Consider the following 23,123-nt stretch of genomic DNA (forward strand, 5'->3'; position numbering starts at 1 on the left):
AAGCAAATGCTAAACAAATGCTTTTAAGGTTTTAAAAAGAGTTTTCTAAAGGTTTCTTCTTTGTTTTTTAAGGAAGAGATGACGTTGATATCCAAATCGTGGTCAAAGCCGGCAATTTTTCCTTTAGAAGTGTACTGGTGGATATCGTAATCTAAGTCCGTATTAGGTTTGCTTTCGAAAAATCCAGTATTTGATCCATAGGAGGGAATCCAAACAGAGGTAAACTTGCCTGTATCAATACTGTGTTCTTCCATGAAATAGACACCAATGTAGATTCCGATATTTTTAGCACCTAGCGATTCTAGTTTTGCACGAAAGGCTTCAACACCTTCGTTCATATTAGACATGGTTTTTTCTTCCACGTCTAGCCAATAGTAACTAGGGCTGTATGGTGAAGATGCGTTATAGAATACTTCAGCGGCTTTTTCCATTTCTTGGACATTTTTTCCAGCTAAATAAGCATAGACACCAACTGGGACATTTCGTTTTTGAAACTCCGTGATATGGGTTTTAAAGGCCTTATCTACCCCATTAACAAAGGCAGCATCGTTCTCTTTGGACGTTTGAGCGCCACTATGGACGCGAACAATAGCTCCAGAAATGTTTTGGGACAGAGTATCGTAATTAATTTCCTCAGGACGCTGCCAACCAGAAACATCAATTACCGGTTTATCTATATTGTGTAGCGCTTGTGTTTCTACTTGCGCGATATTTGACTTTGTTTTTACAGGATGGTCCTCAAAACGAGGGCGATTCAGGATTAAAATGAAAATCATAATCCCAAAAAAACCAAATAAAATAAGCGGATTAATTTTCTTTCTCATATCTCATAATTTTACCTTAAAAATGAAAAAAAATCAAAAAAAATATTCAAAAAATGGGTCAAGAAAGGACTTTAGAGCATTTTTTCATTCAAGAGCGCGGAATGATTTGAAATATGGTATAATAAAAGGGAATTTCTACAGAAAAGAGAAGATTATGTCAAATTATGCCATTATTTTAGCAGCGGGTAAAGGGACTCGCATGAAATCTGATTTGCCAAAAGTTTTGCACAAGGTTGCGGGCATTTCCATGTTGGAACATGTTTTCCGTAGTGTGGGAGCTATCCAACCTGAAAAGACAGTAACAGTTGTCGGACACAAGGCAGAATTGGTTGAGCAGGTCTTGGCTGGACAGACAGAATTTGTGACTCAATCTGAACAGTTAGGAACGGGTCATGCAGTTATGATGACAGAGCCTATTTTAGAAGGTTTATCAGGTCACACCTTGGTCATTGCAGGAGATACTCCTTTAATCACAGGTGAAAGCTTGAAAAACTTGATTGATTTCCACATCAATCATAAAAATGTGGCCACTATCTTGACTGCTGAAACAGATAATCCTTTTGGCTATGGACGAATTGTTCGTAATGACAATGCTGAAGTTCTTCGCATTGTTGAGCAGAAGGATGCTACAGATTTTGAAAAACAAATCAAGGAAATTAACACTGGAACTTACGTTTTTGACAATGAGCGTTTGTTTGAAGCTTTGAAAAATATTAATACCAATAACGCTCAAGGTGAATACTATATTACAGATGTCATTGGCATTTTCCGTGAAGCTGGTGAAAAAGTTGGCGCTTATACTTTGAAAGATTTTGATGAAAGTCTTGGGGTAAATGACCGTGTGGCACTTGCGACAGCTGAGTCAGTTATGCGTCGTCGCATCAATCATCAGCACATGGTCAATGGTGTTAGCTTTGTCAATCCAGAAGCAACTTATATTGATATTGATGTGGAGATTGCGCCTGAAGTTCAAATCGAAGCCAATGTTACCTTGAAGGGGCAAACGAAAATTGGTGCTGAGACTGTTTTGACAAATGGAACATATGTAGTGGATAGCACTATCGGAGCAGGAGCTGTTATTACCAACTCTATGATTGAGGAAAGTAGTGTTGCAGACGGTGTGACAGTCGGTCCCTATGCCCACATTCGTCCAGGTTCAAGTCTGGGTGCTCAAGTCCATATTGGAAACTTTGTTGAGGTTAAAGGTTCTTCTATCGGCGAGAATACTAAGGCTGGTCATTTGACTTATATCGGAAACTGTGAAGTGGGTAGCAAGGTTAATTTTGGTGCAGGAACCATTACAGTCAACTATGACGGCAAAAACAAATACAAGACAGTCATCGGTAACAATGTCTTTGTTGGTTCAAATTCAACCATTATTGCGCCAGTTGAGTTAGGTGATAATTCCCTCGTTGGTGCTGGTTCAACTATTACTAAAGATGTTCCAGCAGATGCCATTGCTATTGGTCGCGGACGTCAGGTCAATAAAGACGAATATGCAACTCGCCTTCCTCATCATCCTAAGAATCAGTAGGAGCCTATCATGGAATTTGAAGAAAAAACACTTAGCCGAAAAGAAATCTATCAAGGACCAATTTTTAAACTGGTTCAAGATCAGGTTGAATTACCAGAAGGCAAGGGAACTGCCCAACGCGATTTGATTTTCCACAATGGAGCTGTCTGCGTTTTAGCTGTAACAGATGAACAAAAACTCATCTTAGTCAAGCAGTACCGCAAAGCTATCGAGGCTGTCTCTTACGAAATTCCAGCTGGAAAATTGGAAGTAGGAGAAAATACAGACCCTGTTGCAGCAGCCCTGCGTGAATTAGAGGAAGAAACAGCCTATACAGGGAAGTTAGAACTCTTGTACGATTTTTATTCAGCCATTGGCTTTTGTAATGAAAAGTTAAAACTATACCTAGCAAGCGATTTGACAAAGGTGGAAAATCCGCGTCCGCAGGATGAGGATGAAACCTTGGAAGTTCTTGAAGTGAGTCTAGAAGAAGCCAAGGAATTGATCCAATTAGGTCATATCTGTGATGCCAAGACAATTATGGCTGTTCAGTATTGGGAATTGCATAAAAAATAGAGGAGGTCAGTATGGGTAAACCTTTATTAACGGATGAAATGATTGAAAGAGCTAATAGAGGCGAAAAAATTTCAGGTCCTCCTTTGCTGGATGATGAGGAGACAAAGATTTTACCAACCTCTTCTTCCAGTTTTGGTTATGCCAATTCTAAGGGGCATGGCTTTAGTCAGGAAACCTTGAAGATTCAGGTCGAACCGTCTATTCATAAAAGCCGTCGCATTGAGAATACCAAGAGAAATGTCTTCAATTCTAAGTTAAATAAAATATTATTTGCAGTCATTTTTCTCTTGATTTTGCTTGTCTTAGCAATGAAACTGTTGTAATAGAAAAGGAATTGAAATGAAAATAGGAATTATTGCTGCTATGCCAGAAGAACTGGCTTATCTGGTCCAGCATCTAGACAATGCCCAAGAACAAGTTGTTTTAGGGAATACCTATCATACAGGAACTATTGCATCTCATGAAGTCGTTCTTGTAGAAAGTGGAATTGGTAAGGTCATGTCTGCTATGAGTGTGGCGATTTTGGCTGATCATTTTCAAGTGGATGCTCTAATTAATACAGGATCAGCTGGGGCAGTAGCAGAGGGTATTGCAGTTGGTGATGTTGTGATTGCTGACAAATTGGCTTATCATGACGTGGATGTCACAGCTTTTGGCTATGCTTATGGACAAATGGCACAACAACCGCTTTATTTCGAATCAGATAAAACCTTTGTTGCCAAAATCCAAGAGAGTTTATCTCAATTGGATCAAAACGGGCATCTTGGTTTGATTGCTACAGGAGATAGTTTTGTTGCAGGAAATGATAAGATAAAAGCGATTAAATCCCATTTCCCAGATGTTTTGGCTGTTGAGATGGAGGGGGCAGCTATTGCTCAGGCAGCGCATGCCCTTAATCTCCCAGTCTTAGTCATCCGAGCTATGAGTGACAATGCTAACCATGAAGCAAATATCTCTTTTGATGAGTTTATTATCGAAGCTGGACGTCGCTCTGCCCAAGTCTTATTAGCCTTTTTGAAGGCTTTAGATTAAGCGAAAATTTGACAGTTTTTCTAGCTTATGATAAGATTTAAGTAAAGAAAAGCTAGAAAACGTTTCAGAGGATATTATGAGTATTGAAATGACCGTCAGTGAGATTGCAGAGGTCTTAGGATTATCTCGCCAAGCAATCAATAACCGTGTCAAAGAATTACCAGAAGAAGACACAGATAAAAATGACAAAGGGGTAACAGTCGTTACCAGAAGTGGCTTGATTAAGCTAGAAGAAATCTATAAAAAAACGATTTTTGAAGATGAGCCTGTTAGTGAAGATGTCAAGCAACGTGAACTGATGGAGATTCTGGTTGATGAGAAGAATGCAGAAATTCTTCGTCTCTATGAACAATTAAAAGCCAAGGATCGTCAGTTATCAGAAAAAGACGAGCAGATGCGTATCAAAGACCGTCAGATTGCTGAGAAAGACAAACAACTCGATCAGCAGCAACAATTGACCCTTCAAGCTATGAAGGATCAAGAAAATCTTAAGCTAGAGCTGGACCAAGCAAAAGAAGAAGTCCAATCCACTAAGAAAGGCTTTTTTGCTCGTTTATTTGGAGGATAATCAAGGAGCTGTTTAGGTTATGTGCTAACCTGATGGCTTCTTTTATTTCTAAATAGTATAGTTGCTCAAGTAATACTCTTCGAAAATCAAATTCAAACCATGTCAGCGTCGCCTTACCGTACTCAAGTACAGCTTGCGACTAGCTTCCTAGTTTGCTCTTTGATTTTCATTGAGTATAAAATAACCGTATGGGAGAAGTATAGAATGGAACGATTACAAGATTACATTGCTTTCGATTTAGAATTTAATCAGCACGAAGGACAAACACACCTGATTCAAGTATCGGCAGTGCGTTTTAGAGATGGTCAGGAAATCGATGCTTATGATTCCTATGTTCATACCAGTGTTCCCTTAAAAAGTTTTATCAATGGTTTGACGGGAATTACAGCTGAGACCTTAAAAGATGCTCCACCAGTGGAGGAAGTTATAAAAGAATTCCAAGAGTTTGTAGGTTCTTTACCCATGGTTGGCTACAATGCTGCTAAAAGTGATCTACCTATTTTAGCGGATCATGGTTTAGACTATAGCCAGCAGTATAAGGTGGACTTGTATGATGAAGCTTTTGAACGTCGGAGTTCGGATTTACATGGTATTGCCAATCTCAAATTGCAAACTGTTGCCTCATTTCTTGGATTTCAAGGTCAGTCTCATAATAGCTTGGAGGATGCTCGGATGACGGCGCGTGTGTACGAGTCCTTTCTAGAGTCGGATCAAGCTAGAGAATTGTTAGGGGCAGAAAGTAGCCTCTCAAACAATCCTTTTGGAGGCTTGGACTTGTCTCAATTATTTGATTAGGAGTACCTATGAAACCTGAAAAACCTAAAAATCTAGGTTTTAAGCAGATATACTTTAATCTAGATAAAATACTTTTTCTATTTTTCTTGGCTTTCATGATGATTGAGTTTGTCTGGTTACCTCTTAATTCTTGGATTGCTGGACTTTTGCTCCGTCAGACAGGCTATCTCTTTCTTTCTTACAATAATATTTTTGCCATTATAACGGGTTCTCCCTTCGTTAGTCTTGCTTTATTTGTTCTGGTAATTGTTAATTTATTGGTCGCCTATTTTCAAATAGGGCTTCTCTTTATTGGTGCTCGGCATTTATTATGTCATGAAAAAAGGACCTTGCTGGAGTATAGTCGCAAGGTCTTTCGACAAAGTTTCTTGTTTATGAAGCAAGTCACGCTTGCCAAGATAACCTTTATCTTCTTTTATGTCATGATGCTCTTTCCAGTGATTCGAAAGATTTTAAAGATTTACTACTTAAATAAAATTGTTATTCCGGACTTTATCGTTGATTATGTGGAAGACAAGTATTGGCTAGTAGGTATAGTGGTTACTATTCTGGCCTTACTTCTATTTTACATTTCAGTGCGTTTCATGTTTGCCCTATCTCAGCTTTTATTTGAAAAGAAAACAGTCAAAGAAGCAGTCAGATACAGTCTAGAGAAGACAAGAAAGCACTCCTGGTTTTATACTTGGAACTTGCTTTGGATTGTCGTCAAAACCTACCTATTTTTCATTCTTTTATTGATTCCGATACTAGCAAGTCAGGCACTGATGGATGGTCTGACCCATAAGGAATCTCTTGTTCTGGGAATTATCAACTTTGTCTTGATTAAGAATTTCCACTATATAGCCTTGACTTACTTTCTTATTAAGTTTGTTTCCTTCTTAACGGGAGAAGAACTAGAAATTACACCAAGGAGAAAGAAAGACCACTGGATGAGATGGGGAGTGATGGGCTGTGCTTGTATCTTTTTCGCTCTTGATGGTTATGTTTATTTAGAAGCTCCAGTCGCCAATAAACCTTTAATCATTTCTCACAGGGGAGTATCTAATAAGAATGGTGTGCAAAATACCGTCCAATCACTAGAAAAAACCGCTCAGTTATCTCCAGATTTCGTTGAGACAGATGTTCAGGAAACAAAAGATGGTCAGTTTGTCATGATGCATGATGCCAATATTAAGAATCTGACAGGAGTTAATGCTAATCCACAGGATCTCACTTTGAAAGAATTAACCAAACTTGATATTTCAGAAAATGGTTATCATAGCAAGGTGTCCAGTTTTGATGACTATCTCAATAAAGCCAATGAATTGCATCAAAAACTCCTTATTGAGATTAAAACCAGTCGAAAAGATAGCCCAGATATGATGAAACGATTTATGGAAAAATATGGAACAGTTCTTAAGCAGAATGGTCACCAAATGCAATCCTTGGACTATCATGTGATTGACCAGGTGTTGGCCTATGACTCACAAATTCCAGTCTATTTCATCCTACCTTATAATAGTATTTTTCCAAGAACCAAGGCTACAGGTTACACCATGGAGTATTCAACTTTAGATGAAAATTTTGTAAACAAACTTTGGAATACCGATCAGAAATTGTACGTTTGGACCATCAATAGTTCAGAGTCCTTTGATAAATCAGTTCATTTGGGAGCAGATGGCATGATAACGGATGACTTGGAACTGATTCAAGACCAGGTTACCATTGCCCAAGAAGACCCAGAGTATACTGAATTGCTTTTCAAACAGGCCATGGAATTCTTTAATTTTTAGTAAGCAAAAAACCACCTCTAAAATAGCAAAAAACGAGCATTGTATCAGTTGGATATGCTCGTTTTCTTCTGTCCTAGTTTATGTAATAGATTGAATCTAGAGTAGTACACCGTAGATACTAAACATTTTTAGAAATTAATTAGAGTTTCCTAATCGATTTGTTAATATCTTATGTCAATCTATTATAATTAAAAAAACAACAAAATAGAAACTAATATCTATGAAGTGGTTGAGATAGACTATTTATGTTAGATGTAAAAGGCTTATTAACTTCTGCATGAAGAAGAATTTCGAATATAAGGTGAATGAAAAATGGATCTTGCCCCCCTTTGGGGCAGATGAGAGACTGTGTAGTTTTATTTTTGAGTTAATTTTTTCTTAAATCAAGTGCTTACTGAGGATTGCTTTTATTTTCTGAAGTTGGAGTATTGGATTGTTTTTCATTTTCATCGGCGGTTTTACTTGTGGCAGGTGTAGTAGAGTTCTGAGTTGCTGCTTTCTGCTCTTCTTTTTTCTCTTCCTTGACGCTAGCTTTTGGTGTTTCCTCTTGCTGTGTTTTTTCTTGAGAAGTGTTATTTTCCTTATTTGGACTAGTATTTTCCTGAGGGGATTCCTTTTGAATTTCTTTGACAATTGTTGTCGTCTGGCTTGTCGTAGGTTCTTTTTTAGTATTTTTGTTATTATCCAAGGCGTTCATGATCGTGATACTTGCGGTAATCAAGCCAAGGATACTACCGATAGTCGCAACGGTTTTTTGAAAGACTGTAAAGCCTTTTTTGATGTGTTCTGTTTTTGGTTTTGAAGTTCTACGATAATTAGACATGCATTCTCTCCTTTAATTAAAATTTATTATACCGCATTTCTTTAAAAAAATCTTAAAAAAAGAGGAATTGCCCTTTCTTGTCGCAAGCTCCGTTTCATGATACAATAGAGGAAGTGATTTTAGAAAGCGTGAGAAAACATGATTTACTTTGATAATTCGGCGACGACCAAGCCCTATCCTGAAGCACTTGAAACTTATATGCAGGTGGCTTCAAAAATTTTAGGAAATCCATCTAGTCTCCATCTTTTGGGAGACCAGGCAACACGAATCTTAGATGCTTCTCGCCAACAGATTGCAGATTTAATCGGTAAGAAAAGCGATGAAATCTTCTTTACTTCTGGTGGGACAGAAGGAGATAACTGGGTCATCAAGGGTGTGGCCTTTGAAAAGGCTCAGTTTGGAAAGCACATCATTGTATCAGCCATTGAACATCCGGCAGTCAAAGAGTCAGCCCTCTGGTTGAAAAGTCAAGGATTTGAAGTGGATTTTGCTCCGGTAGATGAGAAAGGATTTGTGGATCTTGAAGCGTTAGCAGCTTTGATACGACCTGATACGACCCTTGTTTCCGTCATGGCTGTGAACAATGAAATCGGTTCTATCCAACCTATTGAGGCTATTTCAGAACTCTTGGCAGACAAGCCGACTATTTCCTTCCACGTTGATGCGGTTCAGGCGCTTGCCAAGATTCCGACTGAAAAGTATCTGACAGAACGAGTGGATTTCGCGACTTTCTCTGGTCACAAGTTCCACGGAGTTCGTGGTGTTGGTTTTGTCTATATCAAGTCTGGCAAGAAGATTACGCCTCTTTTAACAGGTGGTGGTCAGGAGCGAGATTATCGTTCGACAACTGAAAATGTGGCAGGAATTGCAGCGACAGCTAAGTCCCTCCGTTTGTCTATGGAAAAGCTAGATATTTTTACAAGCAAGACAGGGCAGATGAAATCTGTTATTCGCCAAGCCCTTCTGGACTATCCAGATATTTTTGTCTTCTCTGATGAGGAAGATTTTGCCCCTCATATTCTAACTTTTGGAATTAAGGGTGTTCGTGGTGAAGTTATTGTTCACGCCTTTGAAGACTATGATATTTTCATCTCAACGACCTCTGCTTGTTCGTCCAAGGCTGGGAAACCTGCAGGAACTCTGATTGCCATGGGAGTGGATAAGGACAAGGCCCAGTCAGCTGTTCGCCTAAGCCTAGACCTTGAAAATGATATGAGTCAGGTCGAGCAGTTTTTGACTAAGCTAAAATTGATTTACAATCAAACTAGAAAAGTAAGATAGGAGCATTTATGCAGTATTCAGAAATTATGATTCGTTATGGAGAATTGTCAACCAAACACAAAAATCGTATGCGCTTCATCAATAAACTTCGTCATAATATTTCAGACGTTTTGTCTATCTATCCCCAAGTTAAGGTAACCGCAGATCGCGATCGTGCCCACGCTTATCTCAATGGAGCTGATTACACCGCAGTAGCAGAATCCCTCAAACAAGTATTCGGGATTCAAAACTTTTCTCCCGTTTATAAAGTCGAAAAGTCTGTGGAAGTTCTTAAATCTGCTGTCCAAGAGATTATGAAAGAAACTTACAAGGAAGGGATGACCTTTAAAATCACTGGTAAGCGTAGCGACCACACCTTTGAACTTGATAGTCGTGAACTCAATCAAACTCTTGGTAGTGCTGTTTTCAAGACTATTCCAAACGTGAAAGCTCAGATGAAAAATCCAGATATTAATCTTCAGGTTGAGATTCGTGAGGAAGCGGCTTATATTTCCTATGAAACCTTTCGTGGAGCAGGAGGATTACCTGTGGGAAGTTCTGGTAAAGGCATGCTCATGTTATCAGGAGGAATTGATTCACCTGTGGCGGGTTATCTAGCTCTTAAACGAGGGGTAGATATTGAGGCAGTTCACTTTGCCAGCCCACCTTACACGAGTCCTGGTGCTCTTAAAAAAGCCCAAGATTTGACTCGTAAATTAACCAAGTTTGGGGGCAATATCCAGTTTATAGAAGTTCCTTTCACAGAGATTCAAGAGGAAATCAAGGCTAAAGCACCAGAAGCCTACCTCATGACCTTGACACGCCGTTTTATGATGCGGATTACCGATCGTATTCGTGAGGTACGAAATGGTTTGGTTATCATCAATGGGGAAAGTCTTGGTCAAGTAGCTAGCCAGACCTTGGAAAGCATGCAGACTATCAACGCTGTGACCAGCACTCCAGTCATTCGTCCTGTGGTCACCATGGACAAGTTGGAAATCATTGACATCGCTCAAGCAATCGATACCTTTGATATTTCTATCCAGCCTTTTGAAGACTGCTGTACGATTTTTGCACCTGACCGTCCTAAGACCAATCCTAAGATTAAAAATGCAGAGCAGTATGAAAAACGGATGGATGTTAAGGGCTTAGTTGAGCGAGCGGTGGCAGGGATTATGATTACTGAGATTACACCTCAAACTGAAAAAGATGAAGTAGATGACTTGATTGACAATCTGCTCTAATCAGAAAATCCAGAAGAATTTAGAAAAATAAATGAAAAAGTTAGTTTTTAATTCCAAAAATGGAAGCAAAACTAACTTTTTTTCTATTTTTATGATATAATGAGATAAAATTTTGAATATAGAGAGTTTTCTGACAATGAATCAATCCTACTTTTATTTAAAAATGAAAGAACACAAACTCAAGGTTCCTTACACTGGTAAGGAGCGCCGTGTACGTGTTCTTCTTCCTAAAGATTATGAGAAAGACACGAACCGTTCTTATCCTGTTGTTTACTTTCATGACGGGCAGAATGTTTTTTATAGCAAGGAGTCTTTCATTGGTCACTCATGGAAGATTATCCCAGCCATTAAACGAAATCCTGATATCAGTCGCATGATTGTCGTTGCCATTGACAATGATGCCATGGGGCGTATGAATGAGTATGCGGCTTGGAAGTTCCAAGAATCTCCTATCCCAGGACAGCAATTTGGTGGTAAGGGTGTGGAATATGCCGAGTTTGTCATGGAGGTGGTCAAACCTTTTATCGATGAGACCTACCGTACCAAAGCTGATCGACAGCATACGGCTATGATTGGTTCCTCACTAGGTGGCAATATTACCCAGTTTATCGGTTTAGAATACCAAGACCAAATTGGTTGTCTAGGGGTCTTTTCATCTGCAAACTGGCTCCACCAAGAATCCTTTAATCGCTATATCGAGCGCAAGAAACTATCGCCTGACCAGCGGATTTTCATCTATGTAGGAACAGAGGAAGCAGATGATACAGACAAGACCTTGATGGCTGGCAATATCAAACAAGCCTATATTGACTCGTCGCTTCGCTATTACCATGATTTGATTGCTGGGGGAGTTCATCTGGATAATCTTGCCTTGAAAGTTCAGTCTGGTGCTATCCACAGTGAAATCCCTTGGTCGGAGAACTTACCAGACTGTCTGAGATTTTTTGCAGAAAAATGGTAAGTTAGGAAAGGAGAAAGCCAATGCATATAGAACATCTTAGCCACTGGAGTGGCCACCTCAACCGAGAAATGTACCTCAACCGTTATGGGCATGCTGGGATTCCAGTTGTGGTCTTTGCTTCATCAGGTGGTAGTCACAATGAATACTATGATTTTGGCATGATTGATGCTTGTGCTTCCTTTATAGAGGAAGGCCGTGTCCAGTTCTTTACCCTATCCAGTGTGGACAGTGAGAGCTGGTTGGCTACTTGGAAAAATGCTCATGACCAAGCGGAAATGCACCGTGCCTACGAACGTTATGTGATTGAGGAGGCCATTCCTTTTATCAAGCACAAGACAGATTGGTTTGATGGCATGATGACGACAGGTTGCTCAATGGGGGGCTACCATGCACTCAATTTCTTCCTCCAGCATCCAGATGTCTTTACCAAGGTGATTGCTCTTAGTGGTGTTTATGACGCACGTTTCTTCGTTGGAGATTACTACAATGATGATGTAATTTACCAAAACTCGCCAGTAGATTATATTTGGAATCAGAATGACGGTTGGTTTATTGACCGTTACCGTCAGGCGGAGATTGTGCTGTGTACGGGGCTTGGAGCCTGGGAACAAGACGGTCTACCATCTTTCTACAAGCTTAAAGAAGCCTTTGACCAGAAACAAATTCCAGCCTGGTTTGCTGAATGGGGACATGATGTCGCTCACGACTGGGAATGGTGGCGCAGACAAATGCCTTATTTCCTTGGCAATCTCTATTTATAAAAGGAGTTACCTATGAATTACCTTGTTATTTCTCCCTACTATCCACAAAACTTTCAACAGTTTACCATTGAGCTAGCCAATAAAGGCATTACCGTATTGGGAATTGGTCAGGAACCTTACGAGCAATTGGATGAACCTTTACGCAATAGCCTGACCGAGTATTTCCGTGTAGATAACCTTGAGAATATAGATGAAGTCAAACGTGCAGCTGCTTTTCTCTTTTATAAACATGGCCCAATTGACCGCATCGAATCCCATAACGAATACTGGCTTGAGCTAGACGCAACACTCAGAGAACAATTCAATGTTTTTGGTGCCAAACCCGAAGATCTTAAAAAGACTAAATACAAGTCTGAAATGAAGAAACTTTTCAAAAAAGCAGGTGTCCCTGTGGTACCTGGAGCTATTATCAAGACGGAAGATGATGTTGATCAAGCTGTGAAAGAAATTGGCCTTCCAATGATTGCCAAACCTGATAATGGAGTCGGAGCAGCCGCAACCTTTAAGCTTGAGACAGAAGATGACATCAATCACTTCAAGGCTGAGTGGGATTATTCAACCGTTTATTTCTTTGAGAAATTTGTCACCTCTAGCGAAATCTGTACTTTTGACGGGCTCGTGGACAAGGATGGTAAAATTGTCTTTTCAACAACCTTTGACTACGCCTATACACCGCTTGATCTCATGATTTACAAGATGGACAATTCCTACTACGTTCTCAAGGATATGGATCCCAAACTGCGCAAATATGGGGAAGCAATCGTCAAGGAATTTGGTATGAAAGAACGGTTCTTCCATATCGAGTTCTTCCGTGAAGGGGATGATTACATTGCCATCGAGTACAATAACCGCCCTGCAGGTGGTTTTACCATTGATGTTTATAACTTTGCCCATTCCTTGGACCTCTATCGTGGATATGCAGCCATTGTCGCAGGAGAAGAGTTCCCAGCGTCAGACTTTGAACCTCAGTATTGTTTGGCTACTTCTCGCCGTGCAAATGCTCACTATGTCTATTCTGAGGAGGACTTGCTTTCTAAATACAGTCAGCAGTTCAAGGTTAAGAAAATCATGCCAGCGGCTTTTGCGGAACTTCAAGGAGATTACCTTTATATGCTGACGACTCCTAGTCGACAAGAAATGGAGCAGATGATTGCAGATTTCGGACAACGTCAAGAATAAGAACTCTCGTTATTGAAGAAATTTTCTGAAAATTACAAAATATGCTTGCTATTTTAGAAAAATAGTGTAGAATAAAAGAAATAGGTTTTTAGAATAAGGAGTGGAATATGACAGTAACGATTGATTGGGAAAATCTCGGTTTTTCCTATATGAAATTACCTTATCGCTATATTGCTCATTTTAAAAATGGACAATGGAATCAAGGAGAGCTTACAGAGGATGCAACTTTGCATATTTCAGAGTCTTCTCCAAGTCTCCACTACGGACAACAAGCATTTGAAGGATTGAAAGCTTATCGTACTAAGGATGGTAGTATTCAACTTTTCCGTCCTGATGAAAATGCTAAACGCCTGCAACGTACTTGTGATCGTCTCTTGATGCCACAAGTTCCGACAGACATGTTTGTAGAAGCTTGTAAGGCAGTTGTCCGCGCCAATGAAGAATATGTACCACCATATGGAACAGGTGGAACCCTTTATCTTCGTCCACTTTTGATTGGTGTCGGAGATATTATTGGGGTTAAACCAGCAGAAGAGTACATTTTCACCATCTTTGCCATGCCAGTTGGAAATTACTTTAAAGGCGGTTTGGTTCCAACCAACTTCTTGATTCAGGATGAATACGACCGTGCAGCACCAAATGGTACAGGTGCTGCTAAGGTTGGTGGGAACTATGCTGCCAGTCTCTTGCCAGGTAAATTGGCCAAGTCACGTCATTTCTCAGATGTTATCTATCTAGACCCATCAACTCATACAAAGATTGAAGAAGTCGGATCAGCTAACTTCTTTGGAATTACAGCTGATAATGAGTTTGTAACACCATTGAGTCCATCTATCTTGCCATCTATTACCAAGTATTCCTTGCTTTATTTGGCAGAACATCGCTTGGGCTTAACTCCTATTGAGGGGGATGTCCCGATTGATAACCTTGACCGTTTTGTAGAGGCAGGTGCCTGTGGTACAGCAGCAGTGATTTCCCCAATTGGAGGTATTCAACATGGAGATGATTTCCATATATTCTATAGTGAAACCGAAGTGGGGCCTATTACACGTAAACTTTATGATGAATTGACTGGTATTCAGTTTGGCGATATTGAAGCGCCAGAAGGTTGGATTGTAAAAGTAGATTAAAATAAATTAAAGGAGATTTTTTATGAAATCGAAAAAGTGGCTCTTAACAGCAGGAGTGGTCCTGAGCACGACAGCTCTTTTAGTAGCTTGTGGAAAAGCTGATAAAGAAGCAGATGCACCAACAACATTTTCTTATGTCTATGCAGTAGATCCAGCATCTTTGGACTACAGTATAGCGACTCGGACATCAACGACAGATGTTATTGGAAATGTTATTGATGGTTTGATGGAAAATGACAAATACGGAAATGTTATTCCTTCCTTGGCTGAAGATTGGTCTGTGTCAAAAGATGGTTTGACCTATACCTATAAACTTCGTAAAGGAGTGAAATGGTACACTTCAGAAGGTGAAGAATACGCAGAAGTAACAGCCCATGACTTTGTAACAGGATTGAAACACGTAGCTGACGGTAAGTCAGACGGTGTCTCTCTCATTCAAAATTCAATCAAGGGCTTGGATGCCTACATGACTGGTGAGACTAATGATTTCTCTACAGTTGGTGTCAAGGCCTTGGACGATTACACAGTCGAGTATACCCTAAACAAACCAGAAAGCTTCTGGAATTCTAAAGTTACAACAGCGACGATGTTGCCTGTAAATGAAGAGTTTTTGAAGGCATCAGGTAAAGATTATGGAGCAGTTACTCCAGCAGGGATTCTCTATAATGGTCCTTATTTCTTGAAGACCTTGACTTCTAAATCGTTGATCGAATACGAGAAAAATCCAAATTACTGGGATAAAGAAAATGTAAAAATCGAGAAGATTAAATTGACTTACTACGATGGTTCTGATCAGGAATCGTTGATTCGTAGCTTCTCTTCGGGTGCTTATACGACAGCTCGTCTCTTCCCAAGTAGTTCAAACTTTGCTTCAACTTTAGAGCAATACGGAGATAAAATCACTTATAGCCCACAGGACTCAAGTAGTTATTACTTCACCTTTAACGTAAATCGTCAGTCATATAATAAAACTGCGAAAACAAGTGAAGAACAAAAGACTTCTACAAAAGAAGCTATGCTTAATAAGGACTTCCGTCAGGCTATTAACTTTGCCTTCAACCGTCATTCTTATGCTGCCCAGCTAAATGGTGAAGACGGTGCGGATAAGATTATTCGTAACAGTTTAGTTCCAGATAACTTTGTGCAAGCAGGTGGTAAGAACTTTGGTCAAATCGCTCAAGCAGAGTTGGTGAACTATGGGGACCAATGGAAAGGTGTTGAGCTAGTTGATGGTAAGGATTCTATCTACAATCCTGACAAGGCTAAAGCAGCCTTCGAAAAAGCTAAGAAAGATTTGGAATCTAAAGGGGTAAGCTTCCCAATTCATTTGGATGTCCCAGTTGAACAGACAGATACCATCGCCGTTCAACAAAGCAACTCTTTCAAACAGTCAATTGAATCAACTCTTGGTGCTGAAAATGTTGTCATCGACGTTCTTCAAATGACAGATAATGAAAAGGAAACAATCACTTCACAAGCGCGTGTTCCTTCTCAAAAAGACTATGACTTGAACAGTACAGGATGGGCTCCAAGCTACCAAGACCCAGCATCTTATTTAACTATCATGGATCCTAAATCAGGTTCTGCTATGAAACACCTAGGTATCACGAAAGGAAAAGACAAGGATGTCGTAGCTAAGATTGGTTTGGACCAGTATAAGAAATTATTGGATGATGCAGATTCAGAAACTAGCAATCTTGAAGAACGCTATGAAAAATATGCCAAAGCTCAAGCTTGGTTGACAGATAGTTCATTATTGATGCCAACAGCTTCATCTGGTGGTTCTCCAGTTGTAAGTAATGTCGTGCCATTCTCAAAACCATACTCACAAGTTGGTATTAAGGGTGACCCATATATCTTTAAAGGAATGAAATTGCAAAAAGATATCGTTACGACAAAAGAATATGAAGAAGCACTGAAAAAATGGCAAAAAGAAAAATTGGAATCAAACGGTAAGTACCAAAAAGAACTAGAAAAACACATTAAATAAAGCAGAAAACTCTATATCAGACTCAGAATGATATAGAGTTTTTTCTTGCTAGTTTTGGGATTTTCTTGTAAAATAGAAAAAGTGAAGAGAGGTAAGAAATGAGTAAGAAAGATAAAAAAATCGAAATTCAAGTAGCAGATGCTAAAGTTAGTGTAGGAAAAGACAGTTTTGAAGGTTATACATTGACTATTGGTAAAAAAGTTATCGGAGAAATTGCCGAATTAGATGGACAATTTGCCATCATAAAGAATGGGAATGTCGATAGTTTTTATAAAAAATTGGAAAAAGCTGTGGAAATTTTGATTGAAAATTATAATTTAGCAAAATAAGTCTTGTTTTTTTGAAATTTTCATGATATAATAGTCCATGTTGATTGTAGGAGAGATAGCGAAGAGGCTAAACGCGGCGGACTGTAAATCCGCTCCTTCGGGTTCGGGGGTTCGAATCCCTCTCTCTCCATTTCATTAATGGGGTATAGCCAAGCGGTAAGGCAAGGGACTTTGACTCCCTCATGCGTTGGTTCGAATCCAGCTACCCCAGTTCTTAGGTAATGATCAAGATAAAAAGCAAAATATCTTAGGGTATTTTATTTTTATAATTGAAAGACGTGAACGATATGAACATGTCCTTGCGGGTGCTTAGGAAAAAAATTATAAGTATGTCAAGTTTAAGAAAAACTTGATTGTTGGAGGATTTTTTAGATGAACGAATTTGAAGATTTGCTAAATAGCGTTAGCCAAGTTGAGACTGGTGATGTTGTTAGTGCTGAAGTATTGACAGTTGATGCGACTCAAGCTAACGTTGCAATCTCTGGAACTGGTGTTGAAGGTGTCTTGACTCTTCGCGAATTGACAAACGATCGCGATGCAGATATCAATGACTTTGTTAAAGTAGGAGAAGTATTGGATGTTCTTGTACTTCGTCAAGTAGTTGGTAAAGATACTGATACAGTTACATACCTTGTATCTAAAAAACGCCTTGAAGCTCGCAAAGCATGGGACAAACTTGTTGGTCGCGAAGAAGAAGTTGTTACTGTTAAAGGAACTCGTGCCGTTAAAGGTGGACTTTCAGTAGAATTTGAAGGTGTTCGTGGATTTATCCCAGCTTCAATGTTGGATACTCGTTTTGTACGTAACACTGAGCGTTTTGTAGGTCAAGAATTTGATGCTAAAATCAAAGAAGTTGACGCTAAAGAAAACCGCTTCATCCTTTCACGTCGTGAAGTTGTTGAAGCAGCTACAGCAGCAGCTCGCGCTGAAGTATTCGGTAAATTGGCTGTTGGTGATGTAGTAACTGGTAAAGTTGCACGTATCACAAGCTTCGGTGCTTTCATCGACCTTGGTGGTGTTGATGGATTGGTTCACTTGACTGAATTGTCACACGAACGTAACGTATCACCAAAATCAGTTGTAACTGTTGGTGAAGAAATTGAAGTGAAAATCCTTGATCTTAACGAAGAAGAAGGACGTGTATCACTTTCACTTAAAGCAACAACACCTGGACCATGGGATGGCGTTGAGCAAAAATTGGCTAAAGGTGATGTAGTAGAAGGAACAGTTAAACGTTTGACTGACTTCGGTGCATTTGTTGAAGTATTGCCAGGTATCGATGGACTTGTTCACGTATCACAAATTTCACACAAACGTATTGAAAATCCTAAAGAAACTCTTAAAGTTGGTCAAGAAGTTCAAGTTAAAGTTCTTGAAGTTAACGCAGATGCAGAGCGCGTATCACTTTCTATCAAAGCTCTTGAAGAGCGTCCAGCTCAAGAAGAAGGACAAAAAGAAGAAAAACGTGCTGCTCGTCCACGTCGTCCAAAACGTCAAGAAAAACGTGATTTCGAACTTCCAGAAACACAAACAGGATTCTCAATGGCTGACTTGTTCGGTGATATCGAACTTTAATCAAATTGAAAATTCACAAAATCCTTTGTTTTCTAAACAAGGGATTTTTCTTTTGTCTGTAAGCCTTTTTTGATATAATAGTTCTATGTTAGAATCAGAAAAACAATCACGTTATCAAATCTTAAATGAAGAGCTCTCTTTTTTATTGGAAGGTGAAAGTAATGTTTTGGCTAATCTTTCCAACGCCAGCGCTCTTTTAAAATCACGTTTTCCTAATACCGTATTTGCAGGCTTTTATTTGTTCGATGGAGAGGAATTGATTTTAGGTCCCTTCCAAGGTGGTGTTTCCTGCATCCGTATTGCGCTAGGCAAGGGTGTTTGTGGTGAGGCAGCTCACTTTCAGGAAACTGTTCTGGTTGGAGATGTGACAACTTATCCCAACTATATTTCTTGTGATAGTAGTGCTAAAAGTGAAATTGTTGTGCCGATGATAAAGAATGGTCAATTACTTGGAGTTCTGGATCTGGATTCTTCAGAGATTGATGATTATGATGCTATGGATCGAGATTATTTGGAACAATTTGTCGCTATTTTGCTTGAAAAGACAGAATGGGACTTTACAATGTTTGGGGAGAAAGCCTAATGTATCAAGCACTTTATCGAAAATATAGAAGTCAAAACTTCTCCCAGTTGGTTGGACAGGAAGTTGTGGCTAAGACTCTTAAACAAGCAGTGGAACAAGAAAAAATAAGTCACGCTTATCTTTTTTCTGGTCCTCGTGGAACGGGAAAAACCAGTGTAGCCAAGATTTTTGCCAAGGCTATGAACTGTCCCAATCAAGTGGGTGGGGAACCTTGTAATAACTGCTATATTTGTCAAGCAGTGACGGACGGTAGTTTAGAAGATGTCATTGAAATGGATGCGGCCTCTAATAATGGGGTTGATGAAATCCGTGAAATTCGTGATAAATCTACCTATGCGCCTAGTCTTGCCCGTTATAAGGTCTATATCATAGATGAGGTTCACATGCTGTCTACAGGGGCTTTTAATGCCCTCCTAAAGACGCTGGAAGAGCCCACACAGAATGTGGTCTTTATTTTGGCCACTACTGAATTGCACAAGATTCCTGCCACTATTCTATCTCGTGTGCAACGTTTTGAGTTTAAATCTATTAAGACACAGGATATTAAGGAACATATCCACTATATTTTAGAAAAAGAAAATATCAGTTCTGAACCAGAGGCTGTGGAAATCATTGCCAGACGCGCTGAAGGTGGGATGCGGGATGCCTTGTCTATTTTGGATCAAGCCCTAAGTTTGACACAGGGAAATGAGCTGACGACTGCCATCTCTGAAGAAATTACTGGCACCATTAGCTTATCAGCCTTGGATGATTATGTGGCTGCCTTATCTCAGCAGGATGTTCCCAAGGCTTTGTCTTGCTTGAATCTTCTTTTTGAGAATGGTAAGAGCATGACTCGTTTTGTGACCGACCTTTTGCACTATTTAAGAGATTTGTTAATTGTTCAAACAGGGGGAGAAAACACTCATCATAGTCCAGTCTTTGTGGAGAATTTGGCAATTCATCAAGAAAATTTGTTTGAAATGATTCGTTTGGCGACAGTTAGTTTAGCAGATATTAAGTCTAGTTTGCAACCTAAGATTTATGCTGAGATGATGACTATTAGGTTGGCGGAGGTTAAGCCTGAACCAGCTCTTTCAGGGGCGGTTGAAAGTGAAATTTCTGCATTGAGACAGGAAGTTGCGCGTCTTAAGCAAGAACTAGCAAATGTAGGAACTATACCCAAGCCAACTAGTCCAGCACCTAGTCGCCCAGCAGCGGGCAAGACAGTCTATCGTGTGGATCGCAATAAAGTTCAATCTATCCTACAAGAGGCCGTTGAAAATCCTGATTTAGCACGTCAAAACCTGATTCGCTTGCAGAATGCCTGGGGAGAGGTGATTGAAAGTCTAGGTGGCCCTGATAAGGCTCTGTTGGTTGGTTCTCAACCGGTTGCGGCCAATGAACACCACGCTATTCTTGCTTTTGAGTCTAACTTCAATGCTGGTCAAACCATGAAACGAGACAATCTTAACACCATGTTTGGCAACATCCTCAGTCAGGCAGCAGGTTTTTCACCTGAGATTTTAGCCATTTCCATGGAGGAATGGAAAGAAGTTCGTGCAGCCTTTTCAGCTAAAGCTAAATCTTCTCAAGCTGAAAAAGAAGCAGAAGAAAGTCTGATACCAGAAGGATTTGAATTTTTGGCTGATAAAGTGAAGGTAGAGGAAGACTAAAGAAAGATTTCATGATACAATAAGTTTATGAATAGACAACAATTTATTATCATAGCGCTGTTTACAGCTGCTGAGACCTATTTTTTCAATGAAGCCTGGATGACTGGTCGCTATATTATGGCAGCGTTTTGGGCCATTTTGCTCTTTAGAAATTTTCGAGTTAGTTATTTGATGGGCAAGATTGTAGATGTCATTGACCAACATTTAAAAGGAAAAGACTAATCCTCAGCTTCTAGACAAAATCAAAGCCTTTTAGGCTTTTTTTTGTTATACTATAAAAGTATATTTATTGACCTTTTATACTCTTCGAAAATCTCTTCAAACCACGTCAGCTTTATTTGCAACCTCAAAGCAGTGCTTTGAGCAATCTGCGGCTAGCTTCCTAGTTTGCTCTTTGATTTTTATTGAGTATTACTGTATTTTCTAGAGACAACTAGTATGTTTCTAGTAAGCACTGTAAAGGTCTTGAAAAAGAAAGGAACTATCATGTCAGTATTAGAGATCAAAGATCTTCACGTTGAGATTGAAGGAAAAGAAATTTTAAAAGGGGTTAACCTGACCCTGAAAACAGGCGAAATCGCCGCTATCATGGGGCCAAATGGTACTGGTAAATCGACTCTTTCTGCCGCTATCATGGGAAATCCAAACTATGAAGTTACCAAAGGTGAAGTCTTGTTTGACGGCGTAAACATCCTTGAATTGGAAGTTGACGAGCGTGCGCGTATGGGACTTTTCCTTGCTATGCAATACCCATCAGAGATCCCTGGAATTACCAATGCTGAGTTTCTTCGTGCAGCTATGAATGCTGGAAAAGAGGATGATGAAAAGATTTCAGTTCGCGAGTTTATTACTAAACTAGACGAGAAGATGGAATTGCTCAACATGAAAGAAGAAATGGCTGAGCGTTACCTCAATGAAGGTTTCTCTGGTGGTGAGAAAAAACGTAATGAAATTCTTCAACTCTTGATGTTGGAACCAACTTTTGCCCTTTTGGATGAGATTGACTCTGGTCTTGATATTGACGCTCTTAAGGTTGTGTCTAAAGGTGTCAATGCTATGCGTGGTGAAGGTTTTGGTGCTATGATTATCACTCACTACCAACGTCTTTTGAACTACATCACACCTGATGTGGTACACGTCATGATGGAAGGTCGTGTTGTCCTTTCAGGTGGTCCAGAATTGGCTGCGCGTTTGGAACGTGAAGGATACGCAAAACTAGCTGAAGAACTTGGCTACGACTACAAGGAAGAATTGTAATTCCCTCGTATCTTTTAGGAGAAGTAAATGACTAAAGAAAATATTCAACTTTTTTCAGAAATGCACGCTGAACCAAGCTGGTTGGCTGATCTCCGTCAAAAAGCTTTTGACAAGATTGAGACTTTGGAATTACCAGTTATTGAGCGTGTCAAATTCCACCGTTGGAATCTGGGTGATGGAACGATTACAGAAAGTGAGCCATCAGCAAATGTTCCAGATTTCACTGCACTAGATAACCACTTGAAGTTGGTGCAAGTAGGAACTCAAACTGTTTTTGAGCAAATTCCAGTTGAGTTGGCTCAACAGGGTGTTGTCTTTACAGACTTCCATTCAGCTTTAGAAGAAATTCCAGAACTCGTAGAAGAATTCTTCATGTCATCTGTCAAGTATGACGATGACAAGTTGGCAGCCTACCATACAGCTTATTTCAATAGTGGTGCTGTTCTCTACATTCCTGATAATGTTGAGATTAAAGAACCTATCGAAGGAATTTTTTACCAAGACAGCGATAGCGATGTGCCGTTTAACAAGCATATTATGATTATCGCTGGTAAAAACTCTAAGATTAGTTATCTAGAACGTTTAGAGTCACGCGGTGAAGGAAGTGCTAAAGCAACTGCAAACATTACTGTTGAAGTGATTGCGCGTTCTGGAGCTCAAGTGAAGTTTGCGGCGATTGACCGTCTAGGTGAAAACGTCACTGCCTACATTAGCCGTCGTGGTAAATTAGGCAACGATGCAAGTATTGACTGGGCAATCGGTGTCATGAACGAAGGAAATGTCGTTGCTGATTTTGATAGTGACTTGATTGGTAATGGTAGCCATGCAGATCTTAAAGTAGTAGCTCTTTCAAGTGGCCGTCAGGTACAAGGGATTGATACCCGAGTAACTAACTATGGTTGCAACTCAATCGGAAATATCCTGCAACATGGGGTTATTCTTGAAAAAGCAACTTTGACTTTCAATGGTATTGGCCACATCATCAAAGGTGCTAAAGGAGCAGATGCGCAACAAGAAAGTCGTGTTCTCATGCTTTCAGACCAAGCTCGTTCAGATGCCAATCCAATTCTTTTGATTGATGAAAATGACGTAACTGCAGGGCACGCAGCTTCTATCGGTCAGGTAGATCCAGAAGACATGTACTACCTCATGAGCCGTGGCTTGGATAAGGCAACTGCAGAACGTTTGGTTGTCCGTGGTTTCCTTGGATCTGTTATAGTGGAGATTCCAGTCAAGGAAGTTCGTGATGAAATGATTGCGACTATCGAAGAAAAATTGTCAAAACGCTAAGGGGTA

Annotated in this window: 23 protein-coding genes and 2 tRNA genes; 23 read left to right on the top strand and 2 right to left on the bottom strand. The window is 39.8% G+C overall.

Annotated elements, in window-relative coordinates:
• Positions 1 to 23 precede the first annotated feature (23 nt).
• Positions 24 to 824 carry a glycoside hydrolase family 25 protein gene (locus tag ACORHU_RS03855; protein WP_001227595.1) on the bottom strand — a complete coding sequence of 267 codons (801 nt, stop codon included), beginning with the start codon at positions 822 to 824 and terminating at the stop codon, positions 24 to 26.
• A gap of 154 nt (positions 825 to 978) precedes the next feature.
• Between ACORHU_RS03855 and glmU the strand changes: the two genes are divergently transcribed.
• The 7 genes from glmU (at position 979) to ACORHU_RS03890 (ending at position 7,080) form a co-directional block, all read left to right on the top strand.
• A complete protein-coding gene (gene glmU / locus ACORHU_RS03860; protein WP_000073766.1) occupies positions 979 to 2,358 on the top strand; it encodes a bifunctional UDP-N-acetylglucosamine diphosphorylase/glucosamine-1-phosphate N-acetyltransferase GlmU in 1,380 nt (459 codons plus the stop codon).
• Positions 2,359 to 2,367: 9 nt separating this feature from the next.
• The gene (locus tag ACORHU_RS03865; protein WP_000393815.1) at positions 2,368 to 2,913 is read left to right on the top strand and encodes an NUDIX hydrolase; all 546 of its coding nucleotides are present in this window, start codon (positions 2,368 to 2,370) and stop codon (positions 2,911 to 2,913) included.
• A gap of 11 nt (positions 2,914 to 2,924) precedes the next feature.
• A complete protein-coding gene (macP, locus tag ACORHU_RS03870) occupies positions 2,925 to 3,236 on the top strand; it encodes a cell wall synthase accessory phosphoprotein MacP (protein WP_000517864.1) in 312 nt (103 codons plus the stop codon).
• A 16-nt stretch (positions 3,237 to 3,252) separates the two neighbouring features.
• Positions 3,253 to 3,945, top strand: coding sequence for a 5'-methylthioadenosine/adenosylhomocysteine nucleosidase (locus tag ACORHU_RS03875; protein ID WP_049534950.1), 693 nt, complete (start codon positions 3,253 to 3,255; stop codon positions 3,943 to 3,945).
• A gap of 76 nt (positions 3,946 to 4,021) precedes the next feature.
• Positions 4,022 to 4,513 (top strand): chromosome segregation protein RocS, encoded by a 492-nt coding sequence (rocS, locus tag ACORHU_RS03880; protein ID WP_000021242.1) that lies wholly within the window; start codon positions 4,022 to 4,024, stop codon positions 4,511 to 4,513.
• A 204-nt stretch (positions 4,514 to 4,717) separates the two neighbouring features.
• A complete protein-coding gene (locus ACORHU_RS03885) occupies positions 4,718 to 5,308 on the top strand; it encodes a 3'-5' exonuclease (RefSeq protein WP_265473279.1) in 591 nt (196 codons plus the stop codon).
• Positions 5,309 to 5,316: 8 nt separating this feature from the next.
• Positions 5,317 to 7,080: a glycerophosphodiester phosphodiesterase gene (locus ACORHU_RS03890; protein ID WP_049534947.1), complete on the top strand. Its 1,764-nt coding sequence runs from the start codon at positions 5,317 to 5,319 to the stop codon at positions 7,078 to 7,080.
• Positions 7,081 to 7,471: 391 nt separating this feature from the next.
• Here ACORHU_RS03890 and ACORHU_RS03895 read toward each other — a convergent pair whose 3' ends face one another.
• Positions 7,472 to 7,903, bottom strand: coding sequence for a DUF6556 family protein (locus ACORHU_RS03895; RefSeq protein WP_000073948.1), 432 nt, complete (start codon positions 7,901 to 7,903; stop codon positions 7,472 to 7,474).
• Positions 7,904 to 8,041: 138 nt separating this feature from the next.
• Between ACORHU_RS03895 and ACORHU_RS03900 the strand changes: the two genes are divergently transcribed.
• The 16 genes from ACORHU_RS03900 (at position 8,042) to sufD (ending at position 23,117) form a co-directional block, all read left to right on the top strand.
• Positions 8,042 to 9,184 (top strand): cysteine desulfurase family protein, encoded by a 1,143-nt coding sequence (locus ACORHU_RS03900; RefSeq protein WP_434364918.1) that lies wholly within the window; start codon positions 8,042 to 8,044, stop codon positions 9,182 to 9,184.
• An 8-nt stretch (positions 9,185 to 9,192) separates the two neighbouring features.
• A complete protein-coding gene (gene thiI / locus ACORHU_RS03905; protein WP_285306524.1) occupies positions 9,193 to 10,407 on the top strand; it encodes a tRNA uracil 4-sulfurtransferase ThiI in 1,215 nt (404 codons plus the stop codon).
• A gap of 136 nt (positions 10,408 to 10,543) precedes the next feature.
• Entirely contained in the window at positions 10,544 to 11,368 is an 825-nt protein-coding gene (locus ACORHU_RS03910) for an alpha/beta hydrolase (RefSeq protein WP_434364920.1), read from the top strand.
• Positions 11,369 to 11,388: 20 nt separating this feature from the next.
• Positions 11,389 to 12,129 carry an esterase family protein gene (locus ACORHU_RS03915; protein WP_434364922.1) on the top strand — a complete coding sequence of 247 codons (741 nt, stop codon included), beginning with the start codon at positions 11,389 to 11,391 and terminating at the stop codon, positions 12,127 to 12,129.
• A gap of 12 nt (positions 12,130 to 12,141) precedes the next feature.
• The gene (locus ACORHU_RS03920) at positions 12,142 to 13,308 is read left to right on the top strand and encodes an ATP-grasp domain-containing protein (RefSeq protein ID WP_434364923.1); all 1,167 of its coding nucleotides are present in this window, start codon (positions 12,142 to 12,144) and stop codon (positions 13,306 to 13,308) included.
• A gap of 107 nt (positions 13,309 to 13,415) precedes the next feature.
• Complete coding sequence (locus tag ACORHU_RS03925) at positions 13,416 to 14,438, top strand: branched-chain amino acid aminotransferase (protein WP_434364925.1); 1,023 nt, start codon at positions 13,416 to 13,418, stop codon at positions 14,436 to 14,438.
• 22 nt (positions 14,439 to 14,460) lie between these two features.
• Positions 14,461 to 16,428, top strand: coding sequence for a peptide ABC transporter substrate-binding protein (locus ACORHU_RS03930; protein ID WP_434364926.1), 1,968 nt, complete (start codon positions 14,461 to 14,463; stop codon positions 16,426 to 16,428).
• A gap of 98 nt (positions 16,429 to 16,526) precedes the next feature.
• A complete protein-coding gene (locus tag ACORHU_RS03935) occupies positions 16,527 to 16,757 on the top strand; it encodes a DUF2969 domain-containing protein (protein WP_000037120.1) in 231 nt (76 codons plus the stop codon).
• A gap of 49 nt (positions 16,758 to 16,806) precedes the next feature.
• A tRNA-Tyr gene (locus ACORHU_RS03940) sits at positions 16,807 to 16,887 on the top strand.
• Positions 16,888 to 16,896: 9 nt separating this feature from the next.
• Positions 16,897 to 16,968, top strand: a tRNA-Gln gene (locus ACORHU_RS03945).
• A gap of 161 nt (positions 16,969 to 17,129) precedes the next feature.
• Positions 17,130 to 18,332, top strand: a complete 1,203-nt coding sequence (gene rpsA / locus ACORHU_RS03950; RefSeq protein WP_153197534.1) for a 30S ribosomal protein S1 — start codon at positions 17,130 to 17,132, stop codon at positions 18,330 to 18,332.
• Between the two features lie 85 nt (positions 18,333 to 18,417).
• The gene (locus ACORHU_RS03955; protein ID WP_153197536.1) at positions 18,418 to 18,915 is read left to right on the top strand and encodes a GAF domain-containing protein; all 498 of its coding nucleotides are present in this window, start codon (positions 18,418 to 18,420) and stop codon (positions 18,913 to 18,915) included.
• A complete protein-coding gene (dnaX, locus tag ACORHU_RS03960; protein ID WP_434364928.1) occupies positions 18,915 to 20,570 on the top strand; it encodes a DNA polymerase III subunit gamma/tau in 1,656 nt (551 codons plus the stop codon). Before ACORHU_RS03955 ends, dnaX begins: the two co-directional genes overlap by 1 nt.
• Positions 20,571 to 20,597: 27 nt before the next feature.
• A complete protein-coding gene (locus ACORHU_RS03965; RefSeq protein ID WP_001081602.1) occupies positions 20,598 to 20,792 on the top strand; it encodes a DUF3272 domain-containing protein in 195 nt (64 codons plus the stop codon).
• A gap of 264 nt (positions 20,793 to 21,056) precedes the next feature.
• Positions 21,057 to 21,827 (top strand): Fe-S cluster assembly ATPase SufC, encoded by a 771-nt coding sequence (gene sufC, locus ACORHU_RS03970; protein ID WP_000114489.1) that lies wholly within the window; start codon positions 21,057 to 21,059, stop codon positions 21,825 to 21,827.
• 27 nt (positions 21,828 to 21,854) lie between these two features.
• A complete protein-coding gene (gene sufD, locus ACORHU_RS03975) occupies positions 21,855 to 23,117 on the top strand; it encodes a Fe-S cluster assembly protein SufD (RefSeq protein WP_000159668.1) in 1,263 nt (420 codons plus the stop codon).
• The last annotated feature ends 6 nt before the right edge of the window (positions 23,118 to 23,123 follow it).

The organism is Streptococcus sp. KHUD_015, from assembly GCF_051106265.1.
GTDB lineage: Bacteria > Bacillota > Bacilli > Lactobacillales > Streptococcaceae > Streptococcus.